Source organism: Nocardia sp. CA-145437 (genome assembly GCF_050956485.1).
In the GTDB taxonomy this organism is placed as follows: Bacteria; Actinomycetota; Actinomycetes; order Mycobacteriales; family Mycobacteriaceae; genus Nocardia.
Map to the genome: position 1 here is coordinate 5,337,648 of NZ_CP191204.1, position 18,239 is coordinate 5,355,886.

General features: G+C 65.4%; 15 protein-coding genes and 1 tRNA gene. 5 read left to right on the forward strand and 11 right to left on the reverse strand.

Annotated elements, in window-relative coordinates; translation table 11 throughout:
• Positions 1-32 precede the first annotated feature (32 nt).
• Positions 33-1,586, forward strand: a complete 1,554-nt coding sequence (locus ACQPYY_RS24900; protein WP_379095253.1) for an acyl-CoA carboxylase subunit beta — start codon at positions 33-35, stop codon at positions 1,584-1,586.
• A gap of 15 nt (positions 1,587-1,601) precedes the next feature.
• Here the strand turns inward: ACQPYY_RS24900 and ACQPYY_RS24905 are convergent, their stop codons facing one another.
• The 4 genes from ACQPYY_RS24905 to ACQPYY_RS24920 all read right to left on the reverse strand — a co-directional run bounded on the left by ACQPYY_RS24905 (position 1,602) and on the right by ACQPYY_RS24920 (position 5,809).
• Complete coding sequence (locus ACQPYY_RS24905; protein WP_433591196.1) at positions 1,602-3,641, reverse strand: M3 family metallopeptidase; 2,040 nt, start codon at positions 3,639-3,641, stop codon at positions 1,602-1,604.
• Positions 3,642-3,900: 259 nt separating this feature from the next.
• Positions 3,901-4,182 (reverse strand): thiocyanate hydrolase, encoded by a 282-nt coding sequence (locus ACQPYY_RS24910; RefSeq protein WP_379095880.1) that lies wholly within the window; start codon positions 4,180-4,182, stop codon positions 3,901-3,903.
• Positions 4,183-4,259: 77 nt separating this feature from the next.
• A complete protein-coding gene (gene scnC / locus ACQPYY_RS24915) occupies positions 4,260-4,973 on the reverse strand; it encodes a thiocyanate hydrolase subunit gamma (protein WP_379095248.1) in 714 nt (237 codons plus the stop codon).
• On the reverse strand, positions 4,970-5,809 hold the full coding sequence (locus tag ACQPYY_RS24920; RefSeq protein WP_433591197.1) for an SH3-like domain-containing protein: 840 nt from the start codon (positions 5,807-5,809) through the stop codon (positions 4,970-4,972). The genes scnC and ACQPYY_RS24920 overlap by 4 nt, the downstream gene beginning before the upstream one ends.
• A 199-nt stretch (positions 5,810-6,008) precedes the next feature.
• On the opposite strand from ACQPYY_RS24920, the gene ACQPYY_RS24925 reads away from it, so the two are divergent.
• The 3 genes from ACQPYY_RS24925 (at position 6,009) to ACQPYY_RS24935 (ending at position 7,999) form a co-directional block, all read left to right on the forward strand.
• Positions 6,009-6,986: a hypothetical protein gene (locus ACQPYY_RS24925; protein ID WP_433591198.1), complete on the forward strand. Its 978-nt coding sequence runs from the start codon at positions 6,009-6,011 to the stop codon at positions 6,984-6,986.
• 13 nt (positions 6,987-6,999) lie between these two features.
• Positions 7,000-7,338: a hypothetical protein gene (locus tag ACQPYY_RS24930; protein ID WP_379095239.1), complete on the forward strand. Its 339-nt coding sequence runs from the start codon at positions 7,000-7,002 to the stop codon at positions 7,336-7,338.
• 238 nt (positions 7,339-7,576) lie between these two features.
• Positions 7,577-7,999 carry a VOC family protein gene (locus ACQPYY_RS24935; protein WP_433591199.1) on the forward strand — a complete coding sequence of 141 codons (423 nt, stop codon included), beginning with the start codon at positions 7,577-7,579 and terminating at the stop codon, positions 7,997-7,999.
• A 496-nt stretch (positions 8,000-8,495) separates the two neighbouring features.
• Here ACQPYY_RS24935 and ACQPYY_RS24940 read toward each other — a convergent pair whose 3' ends face one another.
• From ACQPYY_RS24940 to ACQPYY_RS24970, 7 genes are all read right to left on the reverse strand, one after another.
• Positions 8,496-9,737 (reverse strand): lipase family protein, encoded by a 1,242-nt coding sequence (locus ACQPYY_RS24940; protein WP_433591200.1) that lies wholly within the window; start codon positions 9,735-9,737, stop codon positions 8,496-8,498.
• Between the two features lie 426 nt (positions 9,738-10,163).
• Complete coding sequence (locus ACQPYY_RS24945; protein WP_433591201.1) at positions 10,164-11,315, reverse strand: alkane 1-monooxygenase; 1,152 nt, start codon at positions 11,313-11,315, stop codon at positions 10,164-10,166.
• A 241-nt stretch (positions 11,316-11,556) separates the two neighbouring features.
• Entirely contained in the window at positions 11,557-12,816 is a 1,260-nt protein-coding gene (locus tag ACQPYY_RS24950) for a lipase family protein (RefSeq protein WP_433591202.1), read from the reverse strand.
• A gap of 406 nt (positions 12,817-13,222) precedes the next feature.
• A tRNA-Val gene (locus ACQPYY_RS24955) sits at positions 13,223-13,294 on the reverse strand.
• A 28-nt stretch (positions 13,295-13,322) separates the two neighbouring features.
• A complete protein-coding gene (locus tag ACQPYY_RS24960; RefSeq protein ID WP_433591203.1) occupies positions 13,323-13,787 on the reverse strand; it encodes a peroxiredoxin in 465 nt (154 codons plus the stop codon).
• Between the two features lie 122 nt (positions 13,788-13,909).
• Positions 13,910-14,332, reverse strand: a complete 423-nt coding sequence (locus ACQPYY_RS24965) for a DUF3052 domain-containing protein (RefSeq protein WP_357098200.1) — start codon at positions 14,330-14,332, stop codon at positions 13,910-13,912.
• Between the two features lie 187 nt (positions 14,333-14,519).
• Complete coding sequence (locus ACQPYY_RS24970) at positions 14,520-15,083, reverse strand: hypothetical protein (RefSeq protein ID WP_379095194.1); 564 nt, start codon at positions 15,081-15,083, stop codon at positions 14,520-14,522.
• Between the two features lie 231 nt (positions 15,084-15,314).
• Between ACQPYY_RS24970 and aceE the strand changes: the two genes are divergently transcribed.
• Positions 15,315-18,215 carry a pyruvate dehydrogenase (acetyl-transferring), homodimeric type gene (aceE, locus tag ACQPYY_RS24975; protein WP_379095191.1) on the forward strand — a complete coding sequence of 967 codons (2,901 nt, stop codon included), beginning with the start codon at positions 15,315-15,317 and terminating at the stop codon, positions 18,213-18,215.
• Positions 18,216-18,239: the final 24 nt, after the last annotated feature.

Here is an 18,239-nt window from a genome sequence, read left to right on the forward strand (position 1 = left end):
GCACAACGGTTCGGCTCAGAAGGTGGCACTAAGTGATCGGTACGCGGGCGAAGCTCGATGAACTGGCAAAGATCCTGGAGATCGCGGCGGAACCGGCGGGGGAAGCCGGGATCGTCAAACGGGAGAAGAAGGGAATTCCGAGCGTTCGGCAGCGGGTGACCATGCTGCTCGATCCCGGGACGTTCATCGAGACCGGGGCGCTGGCTCGCCAGCCGGGTCAAGCGGACGCACTGTACGGTGACGGGCTGGTGACCGGTCGCGGGCTGATCGGGGGCCGTCCGGTGGTGGTGATCTCGCATGATCAGACCGTGTACGGCGGGTCGGTCGGGGTGACGTCGGCGCAGAAGTTCATGCGGGCATTGCAATTCGCGTTCGACACCGCGTGCCCGGTGGTGACGATCAACGATTCCGGCGGTGCCCGCATCCAGGACGCGGTGGGTTCCATCGCCTCGTTCGGCGATATCTCCCGGGTGCTGGAGAAGCTGTCCGGCTATGTGCCGCAGGTGTCGATCATTCTGGGGAAATGCGCCGCCGGATCGGTGTACGGGCCCATCAATACCGACGTGCTCATCGGCACCAAGGATTCCTACATGTTCGTCACCGGGCCGGACGTGATCAAAGCCGTCAACGGCGAGGACGTGAGCGCCGAAGAACTCGGTGGCGCGGAAGTGCAGGCCAAACGCGGCACCCTGCACCACGTGGCCGACACCGAGGAAGAGGCCTACAAGTGGGCCCGCGACTACCTGAGCTACATGCCGACCAGCTGCCTCGAGCAGCCGCCGATCGTGAATCCCGGCCTGGAGCCGGAGATTACGGCGCACGACCTGGAACTCGACACGATCATCCCGGATTCCGATCGCGCCGGTTACGACATGCACGAGATTCTGCTGCGCCTCTTCGACGACGGCGAATTCCATGAAATCCGTGCGGCATTCGCGCCGAATCTCATCACCGGGTTCGCCCGCGTCGACGGCTATCCGGTCGGTGTGATCGCCAATCAGCCTCTGGTGCTGGGCGGTTCGATCGACGCCGCCTGCTCGGACAAGTCGACCTACTTCATCCGGCTGTGCGACGCGTTCAATATCCCGCTGGTGTTCGTCGCCGACACCCCGGGCGTGCTGCCGGGTCTCGCGGAGGAGGCGGCCGGCGTGATCATCCGCGGCGGTCGCACGCCCCGGGCGATCATCGAGGCCACCGTCCCGATCATCAACCTGGTGGTGCGCAAGTCCTACGGCGGCGCCTACGGCATGATGGCGGCCCGGCAGGTCGGCGCGGATATCAGCCTGGCGTGGCCGACCGCCCGCATCGCGGTGATCGGCGCCGACAGCGCGGTCGACCTGCTCGGCAAACGCCAGTTGGCGGCGATGCCGGAGGAACACCGCGCCGCGGCCCGCGAATTCATGGTCAACCAGTACAACGAGACGATCGCCACGCCGTGGATCGCCGCCGAACGCGGCTACATCGACGCGGTGATCGAACCGTCCCGGACCCGCCTGGAAATCCGCCACGCCCTGCGGCTGCTACGCGACAAGCCGAAGGTGAAGCCGGAATTCAACCCGCGCAAGCACGCCATCTACCCGATGTGAGCCGATGCGGCCCGGTCAGGCGGTCAGGCCTCGCCGGGTCAGCAGGGGTTCGATGATCGGCGGGCGGCCTCGGAAGGATTCGAAGGCCGCCATCGGGTCGACCGCGCCGCCGCGGGACAGCAGTTCGCGGCGGAACGCCTCGCCCTTGTCGCGGATGGACGCGGCCTCGTCCTCGAACCAGGTGACGGTGTCGGCGTCCAGCACCTCGCTCCAGATGTAGGAGTAGTAGCCCGCGCCGTAACCACCCGCGAAGATGTGCGAGAAGTAGGCGGTGCGGTAGCGCGGCGGGATCGCGGCCAGGGCGACGCCCGCCTTGCCGAGGGCTTCGGCTTCGAAGGCTTCGGCGTCGACGCCGTCGGTGGCCCCGGCGGGCAGGCGGTGCCAGGCCCAGTCCAGCAGCGCGGCCGCCAGGTATTCGACCGTCCGGAAGCCTTCACCGAACTGTCCCGCCTCGAGCATGCGCTCGACCAGCTCGGCGGGCATCTGCTCCCCGGTCTCGACGTGCTTGGCGTAGTTGGCCAGCACCTCCGGGCGCGACATCCACATCTCGTTCACCTGCGACGGGAACTCGACGAAATCGCGGGGCACCGCCGTCCCGGAGAAGAACGGGTACCGCACGGCCGAGAACAGCCCGTGCAGCGCGTGGCCGAACTCGTGGAACAGGGTGCGCACATTGTCCCAGCTGAGCAGGGCCGGTTCGCCCTCCGGCGGCTTCACGATATTGAGGTTGTTGACGACGACCGGCCGCGTGCCCAGCAGGGTCGACTGGCCGACCAGGCTGTTCATCCACGCGCCGCCCCGCTTGGACGGGCGGGCGAAGAAGTCGCCGAGGAACAAGCCCAGCCCGGAGCCGTCGGCGTCGAAGACCTCGAACACCCGGACTTCGGGGTGATAGCCGAGCAGATCCGGGCGCTCCTGGAAGGTGACGCCGTACACCTCACCGGCCGCGAAGAAGACGCCGTCCCACAGCACCCGTTCGAGCTCGAAATAGGGCCGCAGCGCCTCGGCGTCGACCGAGAATTGCTCCGCGCGAATCCTTTCCGACCAGAACTGCCAATCCCAGGAGCGAAGCTCGTCGTCGTCGCCCGCCGCGCGCATGGCCGCGGTGAGTTCGCCCTGTTCCCGCTCGGCATTGGCCACCGCGGGCGGAACGAGCTGCGCCAGCATCTCTTCCACCGCGTCCACCGTCTTCGCGGTCTGATCCTCGACGACGTACGCCGCATGATCGGAGTACCCGAGCAGCGCCGCCCGCTCGGCCCGCAACGCCGCCATCTGCACCGCCAACTCGGCATTACCCCCCTCGCCGAACCCGCGCCCCAGTGACGCCGCCATCATGCGTTCCCGCACGTCGCGATCGGCCAACTCGGCCAGCACCGGCTGGTTCGACACATTCTGCAAGCTCAACGCCCACGCCCCCGCGTGCCCGAGCGCCGCCGCGTTCTCGGCCGCGGCCGCCACCGCCGCGTCCGCGAGCCCCTCGACCTGTTCCGCCCGATCCAGAATCAGCGCCGCGGCGTTGGTGTTGGCCAGATTGTTCTTCTTGAACAGCGTCGACGCCGACGCGAGCTCGGCATTCAACTCCCGCAACCGGGCCTGCTGCCCCGCGTCCAGCCGCGCCCCCGCCCGCACGAACCGCAGCCGATACCGCTCCAGCAGCCGCACCTGCTCCGCGTCCAGCCCGAGTTCCCCCCGCCGCTCGTACAGCTCCTCGATCCGCTGGAAGAGCTCCCCGTCCAGCAGAATCGAGTCCTCGTGCGCCGCCAGCCGAGGCGACACCTCCGCCTCGATCGCCTCGGTCCGCTCCGTCGAATCCGACGACGCGACATTGAAGAACACTCGCGACACCCGCCCCAGCAGCTGCCCCGAGAGCTCCAGCGCCTCAACGGTATTCGCGAACGTCACCTCCCCCTGTCCCGCCGTGATCCCCGCAACCTCGGCCAGCTGCTCCGCCATCCCCCGCTCGAACGCGGGCAGATAATGCTCGTCCCCGATCTCCGCGAACTCCGGAAGCTCATACGGCAGCACACTGCGCTCAAAGAAGGGATTCCTCGACATACGCGCCACCCTACGTACTCCCCACCCCCACCGCCCATCCGTAAGTAGTCGACCAGCAGAAATACCGGAAACTACGGATTCTTGCCCGGCCGCGACACCCCACTATGGATATCAGCAAGTACTTGGCAACACCGTCACCCCCATTCGGCGGAATCGCCCGACAGATCTCGCCAATGACGTCGAGATCAGGCTCGAAGAAGCGCCGCAGTCGTCCGACCAACCGAATGGGGTTGTCACATCCTCAGCTCACCGTCCGTGGTCAGGCTTCCAGTCTGGCTCGGATGGTGGCGAGGCGTTCCCGGAGTTCGGATTCGTCGATGACGCCGCGGACCACCAGCGAGTGCGCCAAGGCGACGAGCTGGTTTTCCGGGTAGGGCAGGTCGGCGTAGAGGGTCGACGACAATGAGTCCTCTTCGTCGCGGCGCTCCTTGAAATCAGGGATATTCGCCGCGCAGGCGGCATTGTCCAGGGCGTCGCACATACCGTCCAGGCTGGTCTTCCAGGGCGGCACCGGGTTGCTGACCCCGTATTTGGCGGCCATCCGTGGCCAGACCTGGTTTCGTTCCACGATGCTCTGCAGCGACGAGATTTCTTCCGTGCTCACGATTGCCCGCTTCCTCAGTCGACCGGATGGATGGCCGGACGCGTGTCGGTGATGACGTTGCTCGTCACGCCCACCTTGGGCATCGCGACACCGATCAAGCAGTCGCGCGTGACGATGTCGGCGAGCTGGTCTTCGTCCCAGCCGTTGGTTCCCTCCGGCCGCAGCGGCATCACCATGAACCGGTGTTTCTGGTTGGAGTCCTGCACTCGCACCGAAACACCCTCGGGCAGTTCGAGACCGAATTCCGACAGCACTTGGCGCGGCCAGCGGACCAGACGCCGCCGGTAGTTGGGCGTGCGATACCACTCGGGGGAATTGCCGAGGATCGGGCGTGGATAGCACGAGCACAAGGCGCAGACGATCACGTTGTGCACGGTCGGCGTGTCCTCGAGAATCTCGAATGCGGTGAAATCGCTGGGTGTTCCGAAGCCCGTGGGTTCCAGCCAGTCCACGCCGACTTCCCGGCTGGCGGTCATCGGTTCGGCGAGAGCGAGCGCTTTGAACTCGGGGTCGAGCCACGCCCGGGCCACCAGGTGCGCGGCCGGGGTGGGTCCGATCTGCTCGGCGAATTCGGTGAAGCGGCGGTGCTCCTCGGCCGTGAAGATGCCTTTCTCGATGCACAGTTCGCGTAGTGCGATCTCCAGGACTTCGAAGTCGGTTATCTCGTCGACCATCGGCGCGACCGTGCGCGCATGGTCATGGTCATGGTCGTGATCATGGCCGGTCATTCGATCCCTTTCAGCCAACGCTCGGGCAGCTCGGTTTGCAGGGTGTCGGTGCTCGTTCCGGTGTAGCCGTACCACAATTCGGAGAGATTGAACCGAACGACGTAGAACCACTCCGGTTTCGCGTCGGGCCGGTCCCAGGTTTCGTCCTCGGCCGCCGGGCTTTCATAAGCGACAGAGGCGATTTCACCGGTGGCGCCGCGGACGTACTCCGGCGTCCGGGTGTAGAACAGCGCCGGCAGTTCGCGCACCATCACGGTATCGCCGACGCGGAACTTCGGTTCACCGGCGCGCCCGGCGAACACCTGTGGATCGCCCTTGCCCACCGCCTCGATGTGATGCCGGTTCCGTTCGACCCCTGAACCGTCCCCCTCGAACTTGGGGCGAGCCTCGATGGGCCTGCCGTTGAGACCACCCGCATAACGGTCCTGGACCTCGACCATCCGCTCGCTCAACTCGGTGAGGCCGATGTGGTGTTTCTCGACCAGGACGCGCGCCACGGCCAGCAGCCAGCGAGCGTAATACGGAATCCCCAAGTAGATCGCGCGACCAACGTCGACATTGCCCATCCGGCGCCGCTCCTCCGACAGCCAGATCCCGCGCCAAGCGAGCACCTCGCAAATCACATAGGTGTTGTGCTCCCACACCTCGTACTGCTTGTTCTCGTACTTCATCGGCGCATCCGGCTCCCCGCCCACGTCATGCACCGTCTTCATATAGGCCGCCAAGTGCTCGTGATCCAGAAGATCGGGAGTCGGCGCGTCCGGAATCTCGGAGTACGAAGATTTGAGTCGAGCCACCAAATCCAGCTGGGCTGCCCGTTCCGCTGCAGTGCTCATCACGGCTCCCTTTTCCTCGGCGGATAGCAAACCAAGGCCAAATCCGGGCCGCACCACATCAGGTGTAAAGGGAGAGGGGACATTCGCCGACGACGGCGCCCCACAGTCCCAGGCTACATCCCGCGCCCCCAAACCAACGCCACAGCTCGTTGATGCAGATTCCGCCTCCGTCGGATAGGAGGCGGCTAACCTTCTATGCATGCGCCTCGCAGAGTTCGGGGACAACGATTACGCGGTCACCGTGGCTGCGGATCTCAGCCAGGCACTGTTCCGATACCGGGCAGACACCGCGATTCGGCGAATAGCGGAAGCGGCCGACCACAACGTCGAGGACATCGGCGAGCGAGAAATCGAAGAAGCTCGCCGCCCATTGCAAGGGCTCGACACGGTCTACGGTGCGGGACTCGTATGGGTTGAGGACCGTACCCAGGCGGTCGTGCTCCTCGATGCAACAAACCTCGACACATATGTCGTCGACCACGACGCCGCCCCCGGTTTCCCAACGCGGCTGAATTACCGATCGGAGATCGGCAATCTCATCGAGGACCTTCTTGGGGGAACCCCTGACGTCTGGGCAATACCAATCACCGAGCCACAGCCCCAGTTCGCCACCGTCGAAACGGTGACCGGCCCCTCACGGACGGGGACCTTTGGTGTCGTCGTGCACCCTCGGTCGCCAGGAACTTGGGCACAGGACCTCATCACAACCGCCGGACATGTCGCCCCTTCCAGCGGCCAGGCAGTGGTCCACGATTCTCAGCGGAACCAGGGGAATGTCGTGTGGTCTCAGGACCCGGCGTGCGCATCCGCGCCGACACCCTGTGTCGACTTGGCGCTGATCGATCCGAAGAACGCTGGTATCACCGCGACGAGCGCGGTCAACCTGGGACGGTCCGCGCCGTCACAGCAGGTTGAAGTCCGTGGCGCGGTTACCAAGGTCGGGACGAGCTACACGATGGGATTCACACCCGCCCTGTATGTGCCCTCCGTGACGGGAATGTGGGCACAGACGTACTTCACCGGCACGCAATGCAGCCGGAAAGGCGATTCCGGCGCACCCGTATTCGAACCAGGCACCAATACCGTCGTGGGGCACGTCGTCGGGGCTTCGCCGCCGATGATGAGCTTCATCCAGGACATCGATACACAGCTGAGGGCGACGAACTGCAAGCTCTAGTGGAAGGACGTCCATGCTCACCACTGTCGTTTGGTTCTGCCTCATCGGTGCAGCCCTGCTCCTCGGATACTCCGCGTACGCCGCACATTCAGAGTTCGACGCACAAAAGAGTGCTTTGAGAACACTCGATGCGGTCGCGAAAGAGCACCGGTCCGAACCAGGTGCTGGCGGCGCCTTCGAACAACAGGGAGCTGAAGCCCTCGTCGAAAAGCCCATCGAAGCTCTCGCCAAGCTCGCTGAGGCATTGGGCAAACTACGCACGAGCGTCGCTGCACTAGTGCTCGCCTTCGGCCTGATCATGCTCGCAGGAGTGTTCGCCAGCGTCCTTGACAAGATACCCACTGCCAACTGACTCGTTCCGGTACGCCAACAATCGCGCAGGCCCGTCCGAACTCCCGTCGGCGACACCGGCAATCTCCCTGCGCGGCCCAGAAATGCCTGTGGCTCAACCAAATCAACGGAGGATCTTCGGGCGGCCTACGCCAGTCTCATCGTCCACACGGAGACGTTGTCGGTCGCACCGATTAGTTTCTGCGTGCGGCCCCGTCTGCACCCACGAACCCCGGTTACCGCGAGGAAGAAGGACAGCCATGACCACCGGAAAAGATCTCGTACTCACCCACGTCGCCGTACTGGTCGGCGACCAGCAGCAAGCTCTGGAGTTCTACCGCGACGTGATCGGCCTCGAGGTACGCCAGGACATGCCGTTCTTCGGCGACGTCCGCTGGCTCACCCTCGGCCCGGCCACCCAGCCCGGCATCGAGTTCCTCCTCGAAACCCCCACCATGAACCCGAACGAGGCTGCCGTCCAAGCCAACCGCGCCCGCCTGGAAAGCCGCGCCATGGGCACCCTGATCTTCGTCACTGAGGACGTGGACGCGACCTTCAAGCGCCTCGAAGCGGCTGGCGTCCCGATCGAGCAGCCGCTGATCGACCAGCCTTACGGCATGCGCGACTGCGGTTTCGCCGACCCATGGGGCAACCACCTGCGCTTCTCCCAGCCGCAGGGCTGATCTTCGAGGACAACGGGACCCGCGCCTTCTCTAGCGCACGGGTCCCGTCACCGTGTGTCTCCATGAGGCCGGGAGCCACTGAACGGCCCGGGAAGCGGCTACTCCTCGGTGCCCGCCTAAGTGTCGGATTGCGGCGGTTCGGGTGTGTCCCGGATCGGCAACCGTCCGGGCAGACGTCGGGCCCACTGCCCGATTGGGATGCGGGGGAAGAGGAGATTTCGTATCGCCAAGCCCAGCTCGAAGCGATAACCCGTCCGGTAACCGGCGAGGAAGCCGCCGACTGGCCCAGCGCTTCGGGCCAGACGATTGTTGCGGTCTCGCATGGACTCTATTGCACCTCATCGAGACCGGGCGGTCAGAGTGTCGAGCTCGGCCGACCGCCCCGCCGGGGCGGGAAGCCGGAGCCGCCCGATCCCGTCTGCTCGGCCCGGTCCGGGCGACCTGTCAGGCCGCCCGGACCATGTGAGAACGCCGGCCGTGAAGTCACGGCAACCCGTCAACAGTTACTGGGTGCCGGCTCGCCGCGAACCCGGCCGTTGAGCCACGCCAGGACCTCAGGGGCACCCATCACCGCTCCCGACAGATGCTCGGGCGCGGGAACGTGCAGCGTCTGCACCGGAACGCCGGCCGCACACCACCGGCGGTCGGTGTTGTCGATCGCTTGGACCGGAATCAGCGGGTCGGTAGGTGAATGCCATTCGAACACCGGTGTTTGCGGCACTTCGCCGAAGAGTTCCAAGCTGTTCTCCCGCAGCACCTCCCGGCCTTCACGGACGTTGAAGCTCGAGGCATCGGTCATCAATGCCCCCGCGCTGCCGCCGACGCCCTCGGCGAGGATCTGATTGGTGCAGTCATTGGCCATGCCATCGCGGATCGCCAAGCCACGCTGGTTGAGGTAGGAGCTGATCGGCAGTTGGCTCGGATATTCGCGCTCGAGGCCGATCGCCGCCGCCATGGCCAGCCCGAAGGCCGGGTGCGGGTCGTAGCCCAACGCCTCGACCATCGTCTCCAGGTTCATCGGGGCACCGCCGATGGCCGCGCCCGCGAGTTTCAGCTCCGGCGCGTACGACGGTTGGAGCGCCGCCGCCGCCCCGGTGGCCATGCCGCCGCCGGAGTAGCCGGCCAACGTAATCGGACTCTGCTGGGAAGCGAGTTTCGGGACCTGTTTCACCGCTCGGACGCCGTCCAGAACGATCCGGCCACCCAGACGCGACGCGCCGAATGCGAAGTACGGACCGAGATGATCCGGCAGCGCAATGCTCCAGCCCTGCGCCAGTACCGCATTCAGAATCGACGCCGTCACCAAGAGATTCGGATCGTCGGAGTACAACAGATGCGACACTGCGCAACGGGTGCCGAGCGCATTGATGAAGTGCTGATACGACATCAACGGCGCGTCGGGCTGGTGACCGATCGGAGTGAGGACCGTGGTGGTAGCCGCGATCGGCTCATCCTGGGAGTTGGTGGATCGGAATTGCACCAGAGTAACGGTGGCGCCGGGAAATACGGCCACCGGCGGCAGTGTCTGCGTGCGGAGCACATCACCGGGCCGATGTGCCGCCAGATCCGGCGGCGCGGCGTAGAACGGATCCGGATCGGGGATCGGATATATCGGATCCGCCGCAGCAGTCGTCGTCATCGATAACCCGAGAACCACACCGCCCAGCGCAACCACAACTTTCGCCGACCCGCTGCGGAGGAAAACAGAAAAACGACCAAGCACGTGTCTGACCTCCATGAATAGTTCACGTTGTTCGACAAGCCAGTCCGAGTTCTGACGCGACTATATCGGCCAACTTCCAGCAACACATCAAAATGCGCGTGTGTCATTGATCGGCCAACAGTCCTCCCCGCGACCGGGATTCACCTGCTCGCCTGCCCGATGCCGGCCACCCGATCAACGAGCCCTCGCGCCTGCGCAACCCGACGACTCCTAATCCCGTAGGGGCGCACAGGTCATTCATAGACATCCCCGAATTGGCAATGCCGACACGAGGGGCAATCCCATAACGACACGCGGTGGGCCGACATGAATTCGGCGTTTCATCCACTGATTTACCCGTCGCGGTGGGCGACGACTTCTACCTGCCGCCGCCGCTACTGCCCACACCGGGAGCCGTCGTGCGACGCAAGTCTTGGTGAAAGTCAGTGGTCCCTGGTCCGGCTAGTTCTTGGCTAGCGATGACGGGTCCCGAGTCAATGGTGGCCGGCGTGTGTTCACGAGGGACAGGTCGCCGCCGTAGTGCTCGAGGACGCGGTGGTCCATGACTGCGCGCCAGAGTGGAGGAACGACGGCGAGCAGGATCATGGTGGCGTATCCGGCCGGGAGTTGTGGGGCCTGTTCGGAGCTGCGCAGGGTTTGGTAGCGGCGGCCTGGGTTGGCGTGATGGTCGCTGTGGCGTTGGAGGTGGAACAGCAAGATGTTCGTGACGAGGCGATCACTGTTCCAGCTGTCGCGGGGGGAGCACCGTTCGTACTTGCCGTTGGCGCGGCGCGGGCGGAGCAGCCCATAGTGCTCGATGTAGTTGACAGTTTCCAGCAGGCCGGCGCCCAGCATTGCCTGCACTACGAGATACGGAATCAAGCCGGGGCCGAATAGGACGATCAGGGTGCCCCACAGGGCGACGGACATCGTCCAGGCCTGCAAGAGCTGATTGTCTCGGCTGAGCCAACGTTTTCCTTTGCGGTGCAGTCGTTCCCGCTCCAGTTTCAGGGCGGAGCGGAAGCCACCCGTCGCACTGCGTGGCAGGAATCCCCACAGGGACTCGCCGAAGCGGGCGCTGGCCGGATCTTCGGGCGTCGCCACGCGCACGTGATGGCCGTGATTGTGTTCGACGAAGAAGTGCCCGTAACACGATTGTGCCAGTGCGACCTTCGCGAGCCAGCGTTCCAGGTGTTCGACTCGGTGCCCCAGTTCATGGGCGGCATTGATGCCGATGCCCGACACGAATCCGAGCGTCACAGCCAATCCGAGCTTGTCGGCTACGCTCAGCTCGGGACTAGCCCACAGATAGCCTGCCACGAACAGCCCGGCGAACTGCAGCGGCAGAAAAAGATACGTACACCACCGGTAATACCGGTCGTTGGACAACGACTGGTAGTCCTGGTCGCGTGGATTGCTCCCGTCATCGCCGACCGAGAGATCCAGCAGTGGGATCAGGCCGAGCACGAAAACCGGACCGATCCACCAGAATATGGGGAGCCCGGTGCGGGCTACCAATTGCGATGGAACCACAGCGCACGACGGAGCGATCAGCCCCAGAATCCATAGGTATCGCTTGGGGTCGCGCGCCTTCGAATTCTGAAATATTGACATGTGTATGTGCCTCGTGATTCAACAGAACAACACTTGGGTCGAAAGTGTGTGCGGTCGAAATCGTTTGGGCCCAAACGTCGCTCCAGGCTAGCGGTTTCCACCGCGAATTCTGCTGGAACGGCCAAAAATACGGACTGACCGGGCAAATCAACCTTGCGCTCGAACGCGAGATGCCCGGCAGCCGGATCGGCAAGAGCACCGAATCGCGGCTACCGGGCATCGTGGCCCGAACGTCATAGGGTCAGGGCAGCGCCCAGCAGTTGTTCGGGGCGGGCACGCCGGCGAGCCGATCGGTCACCCACTGCTGTGAGACTGTCAGCGCCGGGAAAAAGGCCATCACATGCGTTCCCACCATGCCGGAGACGGAGGGGATCTCGGCGTTGGCATCGAGCTGGACAGGCACTCCGTCACCACACCATGCCGCCGCCATCGCCCGCACCGGCGCGTACGGCGCCCCTTCGTCGTGCATGGCCGAGGCGGTGAGGACCGGTACTGACGGGGAAAGCGTGCCGAGGCGCTGTTCGGCGAAGGCCGAACTCAGCGCGGGGTTCCGATCGATGACCGCGGTGATCGGATCGCCGCTGGTCGTCCATTCGGAGGTGTTCGGATGTGCCTGGGCCAAGCCGATCGGGACAGCGCACTTGCCCAGAGATTCGTGCAGGATCGCCTTACCGGTGTCATTGAGCTCGGCGTCGAGAATCGGGCGGGTTTCGGGATAGTCGGCGGCGATGCCGTTGAGGATCCACGCGGTGGCAGGCGCCATGAGGGATCGTCCGTCGTTGTACCCGATGAAGTACTCGTCATCGACCACCGGACCGCCTACGTAGGCACCGCGGACATTCAGCTCCGGCGCGTAGCTCGACTGCAGCTCGGCCGCTCCCGCAGAGGCCATCCCGCCCTGGGAGTATCCGTAGAGAGCGACCGGCGTACCGGGGTTGAGGCCGCTACCGGGCAATTGCACCGCGGCGCGCGCCGCATCCAGCAGGGCGTAGGCCTGTGCCTTGCGATTGAGGTAGTCGTGCACGTCAGGGGTACCGAGCCCGTGATAGTCGGTGACCACCACCGCCATTCCGCGGGTGAGCAGGGACGTGATCGCCAGCAGGTCGTATTCGAACGTGACGTCGGCCGGAGGCTGGTATTGCACGATCTGCGTCATCAGTTTCGACGGCGCGCATTGGTTGCCCTGCCCCTTCGTGCCTCCCGCGTACGCGATCAACGGGCGCTCGCCTGGCCCGGTCCACGGCACAGTCGGCTGCAGGTAGGTGCCCACGACCGCCGTCGGCGCATCGTGGGTGTCGCTGCTGACGTACATCAGCCGCGTCGCGGCGGCCGGAACGACGCCGGGCATTCCCGGTGCGGAGAGAGCCACCTGCGCCGGTTCCGCGCGCACGATGGCTCCCGGTACAGGCGGTAGCGGTGGCGGCAAGTAGAAGTCGTCACCTGCCGCGACGGGTTCGGCCCTGGCGAGTAGCGCCGTGTTCGCGACGCCCCCTCCGATCATGACGAGAGTTCCTGTCAAAGCTGCAGCCAATCCAAACAGTCGGCTCCGCAATTCTTCCGATCCTTCCTGCGATGTGAGCGACCCAGGGCACAGAATCGGGTGTTGAGGCTATACGCCGGTCTATCGAATCCTTGTGAAGCAGCGGAAGAAACGCCGAATTCGCGTCCATCTACGGCGATTCGACTGCGTGTCGTCGCGTGGCCGCCGGCGGTGCGGGTGTCGGACGATGTCCGTGAAAGACCACGATGCCGGCGGGCGGCGAGCGCTCGGTGTCGAGTGGGCATGGGGCCGAGTGGGCATGGGACAAGGCCGGCCGACGGCCGAAGCCTCCCAAGGACTTCGAGCGGCGCGTCATCCCTATCGGTGAATCGATGACGACCGAGGCCGTGACCTGCTTCTCCCAGAGTGGGCGCAGAGGGTTTCGAACCCCCGACCGCTGGTGTGTAAAACCAGAGCTCTACCACTGAGCTATACGCCCTGATCGCCCGAACATGCCGGGCGACGGGTTATGAATCTAATGTGGCGAGGGCTTTTTCCCAAGCCTGCTGGTCACGGGGCTCGCCCGGGCCGTTCATTTCGGCGAAGCGGATGATGCCGTCCTTGTCGACGACGAAGGTGCCGCGGTTGGGGTAGCCGGATTTGGCGTTGAAGACGCCGTAGGCCTGGGCCACCTCGCCGTGGGGCCAGAAGTCGGAGAGCAGGGGGAAGGTGTAGCCCTGTTCGGCTGCCCAGATCTTGTGGGTGGGCGGGGGGCCTACGGAGATGGCGAGGATTTCCGCGTTGTCGTTCTGGAACTTGGGGAGTTCGTCGCGGACCTTGCAGAGTTCGCCCTGGCAGATGCCGGTGAAGGCGAGGGGGTAGAAGACGATGAGGACGTTCTTCTCACCACGGAAGCCCGACAGGGTGACTTCCTGGTTGTTCTGGTCCTTCAACGTGAAGTCCGGTGCGAGCGTACCGATCTCGAGCGGCATGCGTTCCCCTCCATCCTGATGTGGCGACGCAGCGTGCGACGCGGCGCCGCGTGCGACCCGGTGGATCGGACGAGCCGATCCACCGGGTGCACCCGGTTCACCGAAAACCTTAGTGGAAGGCCTCAGCGCTGCTTGGAGGGTGTCTTGGGCTGGGTGAGCTTGGTGCCCGTCCAGGTGCCCAGGGAGACCGGAGTGGTCGAGGTGAGGCCGGCGGGGGTGGCCGACTCGGCGATCTCACTCGGATCGACATGGCCGGATTGACCGGTCTTGGGCGTGAGCACCCACACGACGCCGTCATCGGCGAGCGGGGTGATCACATTGAGCAGTTCATCGACCAGGTCGCCGTCACCGTCCCGCCACCAGAGCAGCACGACGTCGACTACCTCATCGGTGTCCTCGTCGAGCAGCTCGGATCCGGTGGCCTCTTCGATGTCGGAGCGAAGCGCGTCGTCGGCGTCTTCGTCCCAGCCCAGTTCCTGAACCACCATGTCGTGTGAAATGCCAAGCTTCTGAGCGTAGTTCTGCGCGTCCGCCGCGGCGACCACGGTGGTGTCCTCCTCAATTCCCGACAATAGGTAGTTGCAAGCGAACATGGTAAAAGCCCCCAGCGCAAGCCGATCGGCCGAAATCGCACCCTAAATGTCGTATGTGAGACCGCCGGGGCTCAGTGGACAGCCCGCCCGGACCCCCTCCGACCTGGCCGATCGATCGGGCTCCGAGCCGGAGCGGCGTTCAGACCGGACAGGCATTGCGAACCGCGGTCAACGTGTCGTTGACCTTCCGGCTCGCGTCGTTCAACGGCGCGACGGAGGAGTTGGTGGTCAGCTTCCGCACCGACGCCGCCAGATCCCGGGCCGCGGACACGTAGTCGGTGAACTTCTGCGCCACCTCCGGCGACAGGTCCGGCCCCGACGCGGTCACCTGAGCCTCGACCGTCTTGGCCGCGTCCTCGAGCGCCTGGGCCGCGGTGTCACGCTTGGCGTTCTTGTCGGCCGCGCTCACGTCGTTCGCGTCGTGCGCGTCCACGAACTCGTTGTAGCGGTCGACCTGGGTGCCGGTGGTCTTGCGGAACGGACCGCAGTTGTCCGCGGTCGCCTTCGCCTTCGCCGCGGCCGCCTTCGAGGAGCTGGCCGCCGCCGCCGAGGTGGCCGCGTCGGCCTTGTACGACGACACCTGAACCTGATTCGCCGTCGGGGTACCCTCGACCGTGTTCGTGCACCCGGCCAGCGCCAGTCCGGCCGCCACCGCCGCGGACGCGCACAGCAATCCGAACCCCCTCGGGTTCAGCAGCTTCACTCGGTTCCTCCCCGATCCAGCCCGGAAGTGATGGAACCAGTCGCGAGCGGCGCGGTTCCCTGCGCCACGGTACTGGATTTCCGGCTGACATGATGACCTGGGCCGCATCATCGGCAAGGATGTGAGATGCGCCCCAACCAATCGTTAACGGGTACGCCGCGCACCAACGGCTACCCGGGGTATTGACGCCACACCAGATGTCCCACCCCATGTGTACGAGGAGCAATCGTCTTGACCGACTTGATGCACCCTACGTCGTCGAACTCCACCAACGGGTCACAGGAACCCCAGGGCGGATCGGCACGCAAAAGCCCGGCGGGGGGCCGGGTTCGAGTGATTCGCGAGGGGGTGGCGTCATACCTGCCGGACATCGACCCGGAGGAGACCAGCGAATGGCTCGACTCCTTCGACGAAATGCTGACCCGCGAGGGCCCCGGCCGCGCCCGCTACCTCATGCTGCGCCTGCTGGAGCGCGCCGGTGAACGCCACGTCGCGATCCCCGCGCTGACCTCCACCGACTACGTCAACACCATCCCCACCGAGAACGAGCCGTGGTTCCCCGGCGACGAGGAGGTGGAGCGCCGCTTCCGCGCCTACATCCGCTGGAACGCCGCCGTCATGGTGCACCGCGCCCAGCGCCCGGGAATCGGTGTGGGCGGCCACATTTCGACCTACGCGTCCTCGGCGGCGCTCTACGAGGTCGGTTTCAACCACTTCTTCCGCGGCAAGGACCACGCCGGCGGCGGCGACCAGGTGTTCATCCAGGGCCACGCCTCCCCCGGCATCTACGCCCGCGCGTTCCTCGAGGGCCGGTTGTCCGAGGATCAGATGGACGGCTTCCGCCAGGAGTACAGCCACGGAGGTCCGGGCGCGGGCCTCTCGTCGTACCCGCACCCGCGCCTGATGCCGGACTTCTGGGAATTCCCCACGGTCTCCATGGGTCTGGGCCCGATGAACGCCATCTATCAGGCCCGCTTCAACCACTACCTGCACGACCGCGGCCTCAAGGACACCTCCGATCAGCACGTGTGGGCGTTCCTCGGCGACGGCGAGATGGACGAGCCGGAGTCGCGCGGCCTGATCCAGGTGGCCGCCAACGAGGGCTTGGACAACCTGACCTTCGTCATCAACTGCAACCTGCAGCGCCTCGACGGCCCGGTCCGCGGCAACGGCAAGATCATTCAGGAGCTGGAGTCGTTCTTCCGCGGCGCCGGCTGGAACGTCATCAAGGTGGTGTGGGGCCGCGAGTGGGACTCGCTGCTGCAGGCCGACCGCGACGGCGCGCTGGTCAACCTGATGAACACCACCCCCGACGGCGACTACCAGACCTACAAGGCCAATGACGGCGCCTACGTGCGCGAGCACTTCTTCGGCCGCGACCCGCGCACCAAGGAACTGGTGAAGGGCCTGTCGGACTCCGAGGTCTGGAACCTCAAGCGCGGCGGCCACGACTACCGCAAGATCTACGCCGCCTACGCCGCGGCCATGGCGCACAAGGGCCAGCCGACGGTCATCCTCGCCAAGACCATCAAGGGGTACGGCCTGGGCAAGCACTTCGAGGCCCGCAACGCCACCCACCAGATGAAGAAGATGACCCTCGACGATCTGAAGGCGTTCCGCGACGTGCAGCGCATTCCGATCACCGACGCCGAGCTCGAGGCGAATCCGTACCTGCCGCCGTACTACCACCCCGGCATGGACGCCCCCGAGATCCAGTACATGATGGCCCGCCGCGGCCAGCTCGGCGGTTTCGTCCCCGAGCGCCGCACCATGTCCAAGCCCCTGCAACTTCCCGGCGACGAGGCCTACCGTTCGGTCCGCAAGGGTTCGGGCAAACAGAGCGTGGCCACCACCATGGCCTTCGTGCGCCTGATGAAGGAACTGTTGCGCGACAAGGAGATCGGCAAGCGCATCGTCCCGATCATCCCCGACGAGGCCCGCACCTTCGGTATGGACTCGTGGTTCCCTTCGTTGAAGATCTACAACCGCAACGGCCAGTTGTACACATCGGTCGACGCGGAATTGATGCTTGCCTACAAAGAGTCGAGCATCGGCCAGATCCTGCACGAGGGCATCAACGAGGCCGGTTCGACCGCCAGCTTCACCGCGGTCGGCACCTCGTACTCGACGCACGGCGAGCCGATGATCCCGCTCTACATCTTCTATTCGATGTTCGGCTTCCAGCGCACCGGCGACGGCCTGTGGGCGGCCGCGGATCAGATGGCCCGCGGTTTCGTGCTCGGAGCAACGGCCGGGCGAACCACCCTGACCGGTGAGGGCCTGCAGCACAACGACGGTCATTCACTGCTGCTGGCGTCCACCAATCCCGCCTGCGTCGCCTACGACCCGGCCTTCTCCTTCGAGATCGCCCACATCGTGCGCGACGGCATGCGCCGCATGTACGGCGGCGGCGTGGCCACCGGGTATCAGGAGGCGCTGCCGGGCACCGATCCCGAATCGCACTCGGTGCACCACGAGTTCGGCGGCGAGGACATCTTCTACTACATCACCCTCTACAACGAGCCGTATGTACAGCCGGCCGAGCCGGAGGGCCTCGACGTCGAGGGCCTGCTGAAGGGCATCTACCTCTATCAGCCCGGTTCGGCGGGAATCCTGCGCGCGAACATCCTGGTCGCGGGCGTCACCATGCCCGACGGCCTGCGCGCCCAGGAGATGCTGGCCCAGGACTGGAACGTGCAGGCCGACGTCTACTCGGTGACCTCGTGGGGCGAGCTCCGCAAGGAGGCGCTGTCCAAGGAGATCGCGAAACTGCGCCACCCCGACCAGGATCAGGGCCTGCCGTACATCACCGAGGTGCTGTCCAAGGCGCAGGGCCCGTTCGTGGCGGCCTCGGACTGGATGCGCGCGGTGCCCGATCAAATCCGCCAGTGGGTGCCGGGCGAGTACATCACCCTGGGCACGGACGGTTTCGGTTTCTCCGACACCCGCCCGGCCGCGCGCCGCGTCTTCAATGTGGATGCCGCGTCCATCGTGGTGGCCGCGCTGCAGGGACTGGCCAATCAGGGCCGGATCGCGCAGGCGACGGTGGCCGAGGCGGCCCGCCGGTACGGCGTCGACGACGTGAACGCCGCGCCGAAGGCGGCACCCGGTACCGAAGGCGGCGACGCATAGCCGAACATAAGAACTGTGGAACGT